This is a genomic window from Gammaproteobacteria bacterium (assembly GCA_028817255.1).
Taxonomy (GTDB): Bacteria; Pseudomonadota; Gammaproteobacteria; order Porifericomitales; family Porifericomitaceae; genus Porifericomes; species Porifericomes azotivorans.
Genome location: JAPPQA010000016.1, coordinates 1 through 9,827 on the forward strand (window position 1 = coordinate 1; position 9,827 = coordinate 9,827).

The window sequence follows — 9,827 nt, forward strand, 5'->3', positions numbered from 1 at the left end:
AGCCGCCGGCACTACCCGCCCGCGACCACCCGGTGTCGCGGCCAGCGGCCGTCGCCCTCTGCGGCAACGACGACCGGCACCGGCGGCGTGCGGCAGCGCCGGGCGATGTCGGCCAGGGTGTCGCGGTCGGCGCCGATAACGCACACCGCCTCGCCGGCTTCCAGCGCGGCGGCGATGGCGCCGGCCTGCAACGCCGGTCCCCCGTCGGCCCTTGCCAGTCTCGCCACCAGCTTCGCCAGCAGCTTTTGCGCCGGCGCCGCCGCCGCGTCGGCGCCAAGGGCGATGCGTATTGGGCGCTCGCAGGCCCAGACGATCAGCAGCGCCGCCTTGGCGGGCGCGTCGGCCTTGCAGCTCAGCAATGCCGGGCCCCGTTTCGGGATCTGCTCGAAGCCGCAGCCCACGCCCCGATACGCCAGGCGGGCCGTCAGCCAGGCGACGCAGCGCAGGGCAAGCTCCGGCAGGCGGCGGCACAGGAAGATCAGCACCAGAGCGTTGAGCGCGGCGGTGGCGAGGAACAGGCCGGGGATGGAAATGCCGGCTCGCAGCAGGACGATGGCGAACAGCGCCGCGCCCACCATGAACAGGGCGTTCATGACATTGTTGCCGGCGATCGCCCTGGAACGGTGGCTGTCCGTACAGCGGGCCTGCACCATGGCGTAGAGCGGCACGATGTAAACGCCTCCGCAAAGGGCGATCAGCGCCATGTCGGCCAGCGCCCGCCAGTTGCCGGGGTCGAGGAGGAAGGCCGCGGCGCCCACCAGCTCCGTTGCCGGTACCGCGGGTGCGGGGCGGACCAGGGCCAGGTCCGCGGCGAACACGGTAAGGCCCAGGGCGCCCAGAGGCACGACGCCCGGCTCGATCCGGCGCGCGCAGAGTTTTTCGCACAAAAAGGAGCCCACGCCGATGCCCAGGGAGAAGGCGGTGAGCAACACGGTGGCGACGGTGCTGTCGCCGCCCAGCACGGTACGGGTGTAGTTGGGCAATTGGGTGAGGAACAGGGCGCCGTAGAACCAGAACCACGAGATGCCGACGATGGGAAAGAACAAGGTGCGCCGCGCCGCGACGTAGGCGATGATGTTGCGGGTCTCGGAGGCCAGGTTCCAGTTCACCACGAGTTCCGGGGCCGACACCGGCGCGCGCGGGATGCCGCGGCTGGCGAGCCACCCCAGCATTGCCACCATCACGACGACCGGAGCCACCCGGGCGGCGGCGCCTGCCCCGTCCGCCCCGTCCGCGGCGACTAGAATGCCGCCGGCCAGGGTGCCCAGCAGGATGGCGAGAAAGGTCCCTGCCTCCACCAGGGCGTTGCCGCCGATCAGTTCGCCGGTGGCGAGGTGCTGCGGCAGGATGCTGTACTTGGCCGGGCCGAACAGCGCGGACTGGGTGCCCATCAGGAACAGCGCCAGCAGCAGCACCGGCACGCTGGCCAGCAGGAAGCCCGCCGCGCCGATCAGCATGATGCCGATTTCCAGCAGCTTGATGCGCCGCATGTAATCCGCTTTCTCGCTGCGTTCCGCCAGCTGCCCGGCCACCGCCGAAAACAGAAAGAACGGCAGGATGAACAGCGCGGCACTGAGATTGATCAAGGTGTCGGTGTCGGCGTCGGCGCTCAGGTGGAAGGCGATCAAGAGCAGCATCGCGTTCTTGAACAGGTTGTCGTTGAACGCGCCCAGAAACTGGGTAATGAAGAACGGCAGGAAGCGGCGCTGGCGCAGCAGCGCCATGGAACTGCCGCGCCCCGCGGCGCCGGCGGCCCCGTTGCCTGCCTGGTCGCCGCTCACTGCCCGTCCCGCCCCGTCTTCCAGGACAGGCACAGCCGGTATAGCGGGTTCCGCCCCCAGCCGGTGAGCGCCGCCGCCAGCGACACGGCCTCGCGCCGGGGCAGCCGCTCGAGCAGCAGGCGCAACACCCGTTCCGCCTCGTCGCGCCCGGGCGGGGAAGGCGCCGTCTCGCCGGCCACCACCACCACGAACTCTCCCTTGACGCGCCGGCCCTGTGTCTCCTCCGCGGCCTGCGTTTCGTCGCGCAGTTTCCCCAGGGGCGCCAGCCGCGCCCGCTCGTGCAGTTTGCTGATCTCCTTGACCGCCGCCGCCGGCCGCTGTTCCCCGAAGCACGAGGCGGCGTCTTGCAGGAACCCGCGCAGCCGATGCGGCGCCTCGAAGAACACCATCGTCCGGGGCTCCCGGCGCAGCGCCTGCATGCGCGCCAGCCGGGCCGCGCGCCGGGGCGGCAGGAAGCCCTCGAAGCAGAAGCGGTGCGCGGCCAGGCCGGCGACGGAAAGGGCGGCGCTGACCGCGCAGGGCCCGGGGACGGCGGCTACCGGGACCCCGGCCTCTTGTGCCGCCCGCACCAGGATGTCGCCGGGGTCGCTGATCAGCGGCGTGCCGGCGTCGGCGACCAGAGCGGCCGAGTCCCCGCCTTGCAGCCGCCGCACCACCCCGCCCGCCGCCCGCCGCTCATTGTGCTCGTGCAGGGCGCGCAACGGCCGGCGGATGCCGTACCGGTTCAGCAACCGGAGGCTGTGCCGGGTGTCCTCCGCCAGGATGAAATCCACACCGGCGAGCACTTGTTGCGCCCGCGCGCCCAGATCGTCTAAATTGCCGATCGGTGTTGCCACTACGTACAGGGTACCCGGATGGACCGCCTGTAGTTCTGTCATTGAACGATTTCCTGCCATCTCTGCGCCTGCCGCAATACTTGGCCTTGGCCGCCGGGCTTTCGCTGCTGTGCTCCTGCGCGCCTGCGCCCCGGCTGCCGTCTCCCGAGGAATTGGCCGGCGCCGGCGCCTGGCGGGAGGCTGCCGCGCTGTACCTGGAACGGGCGGCTGCCGAAGAAGACCCCGGTCGGCGGATAGTTTACCAATTGCAGGCCGCCGAACTGCTGGTCCGGGCAAAGGAGTGGCAGTCCGCGGAACGAACGCTGGCGGAGTTGGAGCCCCCGGGCGCGCCGCAGCGGCTGTCCCGCGATCTGCTGCGGGCCCGCATCGCCCTCGCCCGGGGGCGGCCGCAAAGGGTGCTGGAGCTGCTGCCTGCCGCGCCCGCCGCGCAGCTCCCTGCCGGGTTGCTGGCCGAGCGGCACGACCTGCGGGCCCGGGCCTACGAGGCCGCCGGGCTGTGGCTCGAAGCCGCCCGCGAAGTGGCGGCACTGCAACCGTCCGACCACCAGAGGTTGTGGATGCTGCTGCGCAGCGCCCCGCTGGAGACCCTGCGGGAAGTGCGGACGCAACCGCAGGAATCCTTTTCCGGCTGGGTCGAACTGGCGGTGATAGACAAAAGCCCTTGGCCGCGGCCGGAGTCCTGGGACACCGCGATCATCTACTGGGAGCGGCAGTATCCCGGGCATCCCTCGCGGGACAGCGTACTGCCGCAATTGCGGCGCCTCTACCGGCAGTCTGTGCTGCGCCCCGCGCGCCTGGCCGTGCTGCTCCCTGCCTCGGGGCCCTTCGCCGACGGGGCTCGCGCCGTCCGGGAGGGCATCATGGCGGCCCGCTACCGGGAATCCGGCACCTTCACCACCATCCGGGTGTACGACACCCAGGGCCAGGACATCCCCGCCCTGATCGAGCGGGCGGCGGCCGACGAGGCCGATCTGATCATCGGCCCCCTGACCAAAGAGGCCGTGGCCGCGCTGCCGCTTTCCCCGTCCGTGCCTGTCCTTGCCCTGAACCGCCTGCCTCCCCCCGACGCGGAGGCCGCCGCGCCGGCCGCCTCCCTGGCGCCGCCCCGGGCGCCGCCGCCTGTCGTCGAGTTCAGCCTGGCGCCCGAGGACGAGGCCGTGCAGGTGGCCGAGCGGGCCCGTTTCGACGGCCACGTGACGGCGCTGGTCTTTGCCCCGCGTGGAGAGTGGGGAGACCGCGTTTTTCAGGCCTTCCGGGATGCCTGGCAGAACCTGGGCGGCATCGTGCTCGAGCGCCTTGCCTACGACCCGCAGGGCGGCAGCGAAGACTACCGGTTCTGGACCCGGGAGCTGCTGAACGTCGGCGCCAGCGAGTTGCGGATCGCCCGTCTGCAGCAGACCCTGGGGCGGAAATTCGAGTCGTGGACGCGCATCCGGCGCGATGCCGATTTCCTGTTCCTGGTTGCCGGCCCTCCCGTTGCCCGGCAACTGATGCCGCAGTTGCGCTACTTCGAGGCGGAGGCCATGCCTGTCTATGCCACCTCGCAGGTTTATGCCGGGACATTCGACCTCCTCGTTGACCGCGATCTGGACAATATTCAATTCGTCGCCATGCCCTGGCTGTTGGACCCGGACCCGGTAGGCGTGGAGGATCTGGGAGAGCTGGAACGGCACTGGGGCAAGCCGCGCCTCGACGCCTACGCCCAACTCTTTGTCTTCGGGATGGATGCCTACGCGCTGGGGCGCCGGCTGCGGGAGCTCTACGCCGGCGACCTCTCTTTCCACCAGGGCCTCAGCGGGCGCCTGCATCCGCAGGCAGACGGCAAGGTTCGCCGCCGTCTGCAATGGTACCGGTTCAGCGGCGGCCGCCCCGTATGGCTGGGCCAGTAAGCGGCGGCCCCAAATCGCCGGATGTATCGCCGGATGCGCCGCCGGAAGCGGCATACGGCCCGCGGCAACGGGGCGCATGGGCCGAACGGCTGGCCTGCGGCTACCTGCGGCAACGGGGGCTGACTCTGCTGACCCGCAACTTCCGCGCCCGCGGCGGAGAGTTGGACCTGGTCATGCGGGAAGGCGACACCCTCGTGTTCGTAGAGGTCCGCTACCGCAGGGGCGGCGCCGGGCCGGATGCCGCGGAGTCCATAGACCGCCGCAAGCGGCAGCGGCTCCTGCACGCCGGCGCGCGCTACCTGCAGCAACACGCGCCGCGGGATGCGCCGCCGCCCTGCCGCTTCGATGTCGTTGCCGTGAGCGGCGGCCGCGAATGTCCGGCCATCCGCTGGCTCCAGGGCGCGTTCGAGGCGTAGGCGAGGGGCCGCCGCCGGCCTGCTTCCCCCGTGCTCCAGGGAGAGCCGCCTGTGCCGGCGCCTCATTCTTCCCATCGCTCCCTCCTTGAGCCGGCTGCCGCCCCACTCTCCCCATCGCTCCCCCTTGGAGCCGGCTGCCGCCCACCATCCCTATCACTCCCCCCTTGAGGGGGAGTCGCAGCAGCCAAGCCGTCAGGCTTGGCTGCTGCGGTGGGGGGAAGGCGGCCCTTGCGGTTCTCCTGGGCGGTGGGGCGCAGGAGGCGCTTTAGCTGCTCCCCCCACCGGCGCGACATCGGGCTTGCGCCCTCGTCTTGCCGACTCCCCCTCAAGGGGGGAGTGGTGCGTAAGAACCGCTTTTCTTCCCTTCGATTGCGTAACGGCTTGCCTGAGTCGCCTACGGCGAAGAACCAGAAATACCGCATCGTCGCCGGCCGGCGGGGAAAATGAGAGGCGGGGGAAACGTTGTCCATTCCCGGGTCGTCCATTCCCGGGCCGTCCATTCCCGGGGGTTGCCGTTTCCTCCGGCGGGAGTTACAACTAAGCCCTGGTGAAGCTGTGTTGCGGCAATGCCAACACCCCGACCCCGCCGGAGCCCCAGTACGCCGGCGCGCCGGCAAGATAGGGAAATCAAGGAGGCGCCAGTCATGATATTGAGCGACAAAGGCATCAGGAACGCCCAAACCGAGGGCAGTATCGCAATAGCCCCCTTTCTGGAGAAGCAGGTACAGCCGGCCTCTTACGACCTGCGGGTAGGGAAGCAGGGGGCAACCATCAGGGACAAGGAGATTGTGGACATCTCCAGCAAGGGATTCCTGGTCCTGGATGCCGGGGATGCCGGATTGCTCACTACGGAGGAGATTATCTCGCTCGACGCGGCTCATGCGGCCCGCTTTGGCCTGAGCTCGAAATACGCCAGAAAAGGCGTGTACGCCACCACGGGCACGCAGATCGATCCGGGGTTCCGGGGCAGATTATTCGTCGGCGTGACCAACTTGTCCCCCAAGCCTCTGACCTTTGCCTATAAAGAAGACTTCCTGACGCTGGAACTGCACCAGCTCGTAGAACCCTGCGAAAAGCCCTACAACGGTCGCTACCAGGACAAGACCGAATTCGGGGCCGAAGACGTGGAATACCTGTTCTCGTCCGAGGGCTTTGCGTTCTCCGATGTCATCAAGTCGCTGCAAACCCTGAGCGCCCACGTGGCAAGCCTCTCCACGCAAATGGAACTCACGTCCAAACAAATGGAACTCGTGTCCAGGCAGATAAAGTTTATTATGTGGGCCATCGGGGTAGGGATCGCGGTAATTGCCATCATGGTGAATCTCTGAAATGCCCCCCTGCAATGGCCCGCTGAAATTCCCCTCTACCCACGGGCGGCGGCCCAAAGGCGACGGCAATTTATCCGCCATTGGCTCCGCTGAAACGGAACGCATGGTTCCGCAATGATTGCGCCCCGCCCCCGCCTGCTCTGGCCAGCGCCATGATCGAGATCGTGGTTGCCGACATCGCTACCCTTAAGGTGGACGCGATTGTCAATGCCGCCAACAGGACGCTGCTGGGCGGCGGCGGCGTGGACGGCGCCATCCACCGCGCCGCCGGGCCGCGCTTGCTGGCGGCCTGTCGCGCCCTGGGCGGTTGCGAGACCGGCGACGCCAAATACACTCCCGGCTTCGACCTGCCGGCGCGCTGGGTGATCCACGCCGTCGGCCCGGTGTGGCGCGGCGGCGGCCACGGCGAGGCCGAGTTGCTCGCCGCCTGCTACCGCCGCGCCCTTGCCCTGGCCGGCGAGTGCGGTGCGCGCGCGATCGCCTTCCCCTCCATCTCTACCGGCGCATACGGCTATCCCCGGCGCGCCGCGGCACGGGTCGCGTTGACGGCCCTGGCCGGGGGCGAGGCCCTCCTGGATCGCATCGTATGCTGCTGTTTCAGCGAGGCCGACGCCGCGATCTATCGGGACTTGGCGCCGCCGGCGGCCTGAGCGGGCGCCGCCTCTCGCCGCTGTCCGTCTCGATGCGCCCCTGAAGATGCGCCCCTGAAAATATGCGCGATCCCGAGCCCCTCGTCCTGGTGGACGGTTCTTCGTATCTGTACCGGGCCTTTCATGCCATGCCCGGTCTCACCACCTCGGCGGGCGCGCCCACCGGCGCCGTGTACGGCATTATCCTCATGTTGCGGCGCCTGCTGGCCGAGCGTAAGCCGCGCCGCATGGCGGTAGTGTTCGACGCGCCGGGCGGCACCTTCCGCGACCGCTTGTACCCCGGCTACAAGGCCAACCGCCCGCCCATGCCGCCGCAGTTGCGTACCCAGCTGGAGGCGGTGTCCGAGGCAGTGACGGCCATGGGGCTGAAGCGGCTGTGCGTCCCCGGGGTCGAAGCGGACGACGTGATCGGCACCCTGGCGACAGCCGCCGCCGGGGCCGGGGACACGGTGCTGATCTCCAGCGGCGACAAAGATCTGGCGCAGCTGGTGGGCAGCCAAGTGCGGATGGTGGACGGTATGCGGCGGGCGGTGTACGACCGCGACGGGGTCATCGCCAAGTTCGGCGTCCCGCCGGAGCGGATCGTGGACTACCTGGCCCTGGTGGGCGACGCCAGCGACAACGTGCCCGGCGTCCCCGGGGTGGGCCCCAAAACCGCGGCGAAGTGGCTGGGCGAACATGGCTCGTTGGACGGGGTGATCGCTCACGCCGGCGACATCGCGGGCAAGGCGGGGCAGAGCCTGCGCGCCTGCCTGGAGTTCCTGCCTCTGGCGCGCCGGCTGCTCACCGTCAGGACCGATCTGGAGCTGGCCGAGGGGCCGGCGGACCTGGCCGTGGCCGCGCCGGACTCGGAGGCCCTGCGCGCCCTGTATGCCCGGCTCGAGTTCAAGACCTGGCTGGGAGAATTGGAGGCTGCGCCGCGCCGGGACGCCGCCGGGCGCCCCCCCGAGTACCGGGCCATCGGTACCGCGGAAGAATTGCAACGCTGGCTCGCGCGCTTGGCCGGGGCGCCGCTCGTCGCCCTGGACGTGCGCGCCGAGGCGCCGGACCCGCACCAGGCCGAATTGCGGGGCATCGCCTTCAGCGACCGGGAGGGCCGCGGCGCCTACCTGCCCCTGGACGGCGCCGCCCGGGGCGCGGCGCGCCCGCTGGCGCGCGCAGACGCGCTCGCCGCGCTCAGGCCATTGCTGGAAGACCCCGGCAAACCCAAGGTCGGGCACGACCTCAAGCGCGCCGTCCTGCTCCTGGCCCGCCACGGCATCGTTCTGGGCAACGCGCGCTTCGACGTGATGCTGGAGTCCTACGTGCTGGACAGCACCGGCTCGCGCCACGACCGCGATGGCCTGGCGCTGAAATACCTGGGACACAAGGCCGCCGCCGAAGACGCCGAAGCCGCGGCGGACGCCGGCGAGGAGCAGCTGTCGCTGCAGCGCCCGCCGCCGGAGCGCCCACTGGATCGCTTCGCGGCCTGCGCTGCCGAGCGCGCCGAGCTCGGCCTGCGCCTGCACGGGACGCTGTGGCCCAGGCTGCGCGCCGCCGGCGCCCGCCGGCGGGTATTCGAGGAGATCGAAATGCCGCTGGTGCCGGTGCTGGCGCGGATGGAGGCGAACGGCGTCGGCATAGCCCCGGACATGCTGCGCCGGCAGAGCGCCGACCTCGGCGCGCTGATCGCAAGGTTGGAAGGCGAGGCCCATGCCGCCGCCGGCGCGCCGTTCAACGTCTCCTCGCCGAAGCAGCTTCAGGAAGTGCTCTACGGCAAGTTGCAGTTGCCGGTGCTGCGCAAGACCCCCGGGGGGCAGCCCTCCACCGCCGAGGGCGTGCTGCGCGAACTGGCGGCAAGCGGCTACGAACTGCCGCGCCTGGTCCTGGAGCACCGCGAGTACAGCAAACTCAAGTCCACCTACACCGACAAGCTGCCGCAACTGGTCCATCCCGGCAGCGGGCGCATCCACACCACCTACCACCAGGCGGTGGCGGCGACCGGCCGCCTGTCCTCGTCCGACCCCAACCTGCAAAACATTCCGGTGCGCACCGCCGAAGGGCGCCGCATCCGCGCCGCTTTTGTCCCCCGGCCGGGCAACCTGCTGTTGTCGGCGGATTACTCGCAGATCGAATTGCGTATTGCGGCCCATCTTTCCGGCGACGCCGGGCTGCTGGCGGCATTCCGCCGCGGCGCGGACATTCACCGCGCCACCGCCGCCGAGGTGTTTGGCGTTCCCCCGGAGCGAGTCGCCGCCGACCAGCGCCGCCACGCCAAGGCCATCAACTTCGGCTTGATCTACGGCATGTCCGCCTTTGGCCTCGCCCGTCAGTTGGGCATAGAACAGGGCCTCGCCCGCCGCTACATGGAACTGTATTTCTCCCGCTATCCGGGGGTAAAGGCATTCATGGACGCCACCCGCGCCGCCGCCCGCGACCAAGGTTACGTGGAGACCGTTTTCGGGCGGCGGCTGCATCTGCCGGAGATCGGCGCCTCCAACCGCGCCCGCCGGCAATACGCCGAACGCACCGCGATCAACGCGCCCATGCAGGGCACCGCCGCCGACATTATCAAGAAGGCCATGCTGGCCGTGGCCGCATGGATTGACAAGGACGGCGCGCCGGTCTCCATGATCATGCAAGTGCATGACGAACTGGTGTTCGAGGTCGCCGAGGACGCCGCCGAAGACGCCGGCCGGATCGTCGCCGGCCTCATGAGCGGGGTGGCGGAACTGGCCGTGCCGCTGGAGGTGGAGATCGGCATGGGCGCCGACTGGGCCTCGTCTCACCCCTGAGCCCCCCTGAGCCCCCCCTGAGCCCCCTTGAGAACTCCCTGAGTTCCCCCTTGAGCCCCCCTGAGCCCCCGGGGCAAATCCGCATCACTCCCCCCTTGAGGGGGAGTCGGCAAGACGAGGGCGCAGCCCGAAGTCGCGCCGGTGGGGGGCATA

General features: G+C 70.0%; 7 protein-coding genes. 5 read left to right on the forward strand and 2 right to left on the reverse strand.

Annotation, left to right across the window (positions count from 1 at the left end):
- Positions 1-11: 11 nt before the first annotated feature.
- Positions 12-1,814, reverse strand: coding sequence for an MFS transporter (locus OXU43_00690; protein MDD9823696.1), 1,803 nt, complete (start codon positions 1,812-1,814; stop codon positions 12-14).
- The gene (gene rsmI / locus OXU43_00695) at positions 1,778-2,659 is read right to left on the reverse strand and encodes a 16S rRNA (cytidine(1402)-2'-O)-methyltransferase (GenBank protein MDD9823697.1); all 882 of its coding nucleotides are present in this window, start codon (positions 2,657-2,659) and stop codon (positions 1,778-1,780) included. Before rsmI ends, OXU43_00690 begins: the two co-directional genes overlap by 37 nt.
- Between rsmI and OXU43_00700 the strand changes: the two genes are divergently transcribed.
- The 5 genes from OXU43_00700 to polA all read left to right on the forward strand — a co-directional run bounded on the left by OXU43_00700 (position 2,659) and on the right by polA (position 9,674).
- Positions 2,659-4,506 carry a penicillin-binding protein activator gene (locus OXU43_00700; protein MDD9823698.1) on the forward strand — a complete coding sequence of 616 codons (1,848 nt, stop codon included), beginning with the start codon at positions 2,659-2,661 and terminating at the stop codon, positions 4,504-4,506. The two genes, rsmI and OXU43_00700, sit on opposite strands and share 1 nt — an antisense overlap.
- The gene (locus tag OXU43_00705; GenBank protein MDD9823699.1) at positions 4,491-4,922 is read left to right on the forward strand and encodes a YraN family protein; all 432 of its coding nucleotides are present in this window, start codon (positions 4,491-4,493) and stop codon (positions 4,920-4,922) included. Before OXU43_00700 ends, OXU43_00705 begins: the two co-directional genes overlap by 16 nt.
- A 644-nt stretch (positions 4,923-5,566) precedes the next feature.
- Entirely contained in the window at positions 5,567-6,250 is a 684-nt protein-coding gene (locus tag OXU43_00710) for a 2'-deoxycytidine 5'-triphosphate deaminase (GenBank protein ID MDD9823700.1), read from the forward strand.
- Positions 6,251-6,402: 152 nt separating this feature from the next.
- Positions 6,403-6,900: an O-acetyl-ADP-ribose deacetylase gene (locus tag OXU43_00715; protein ID MDD9823701.1), complete on the forward strand. Its 498-nt coding sequence runs from the start codon at positions 6,403-6,405 to the stop codon at positions 6,898-6,900.
- 62 nt (positions 6,901-6,962) lie between these two features.
- Positions 6,963-9,674, forward strand: a complete 2,712-nt coding sequence (gene polA / locus OXU43_00720) for a DNA polymerase I (protein MDD9823702.1) — start codon at positions 6,963-6,965, stop codon at positions 9,672-9,674.
- Positions 9,675-9,827: the final 153 nt, after the last annotated feature.

Coding starts and splice junctions, on each gene's coding strand:
- rsmI (MDD9823697.1), bottom strand. CDS start 2,659: ATGACAGAACTACAGGCGGTCCATCCGGGTACCCTGTACGTAGTGGCA.
- OXU43_00705 (MDD9823699.1), top strand. CDS start 4,491: ATGGCTGGGCCAGTAAGCGGCGGCCCCAAATCGCCGGATGTATCGCCG.
- OXU43_00710 (MDD9823700.1), top strand. CDS start 5,567: ATGATATTGAGCGACAAAGGCATCAGGAACGCCCAAACCGAGGGCAGT.
- OXU43_00715 (MDD9823701.1), top strand. CDS start 6,403: ATGATCGAGATCGTGGTTGCCGACATCGCTACCCTTAAGGTGGACGCG.
- polA (MDD9823702.1), top strand. CDS start 6,963: ATGCGCGATCCCGAGCCCCTCGTCCTGGTGGACGGTTCTTCGTATCTG.